This window comes from Erwinia sp. SLM-02, from assembly GCF_037450285.1.
Taxonomy (GTDB): Bacteria; Pseudomonadota; Gammaproteobacteria; order Enterobacterales; family Enterobacteriaceae; genus Erwinia.
In genome coordinates, this window is record NZ_JAQISN010000036.1 from 1 (window position 1) to 308 (window position 308).

The following is a 308-nucleotide window of genomic DNA, read 5'->3' on the forward strand; positions in this document are numbered from 1 at the left end:
GATGCCTGGCAGTTCCCTACTCTCGCATGGGGAGACCCCACACTACCATCGGCGCTACGGCGTTTCACTTCTGAGTTCGGCATGGGGTCAGGTGGGACCACCGCGCTAAAGCCGCCAGGCAAATTCTGTTATTTACGCCGCCCTCTCAGGCCACGCAAATCAATCCGTCACAAGCTGAAAATGTTCGTGTTGTCTCTCAACACTCACCAGAACGCTTCTGGTGTTGTAAGGTTAAGCCTCACGGGTCATTAGTACCGGTTAGCTCAACGCATCGCTGCGCTTACACACCCGGCCTATCAACGTCGTAG

General features: G+C 55.2%; 2 rRNA genes. Both read right to left on the minus strand.

From position 1 onward, the window contains the following. Nucleotides 1-3: 3 nt before the first annotated feature. Nucleotides 4-119, minus strand: a 5S ribosomal RNA gene (gene rrf / locus PGH32_RS24640). 108 nt (nt 120-227) lie between these two features. Beyond that, nucleotides 228-308 (minus strand): 23S ribosomal RNA (locus PGH32_RS24645); the annotation flags it as partial.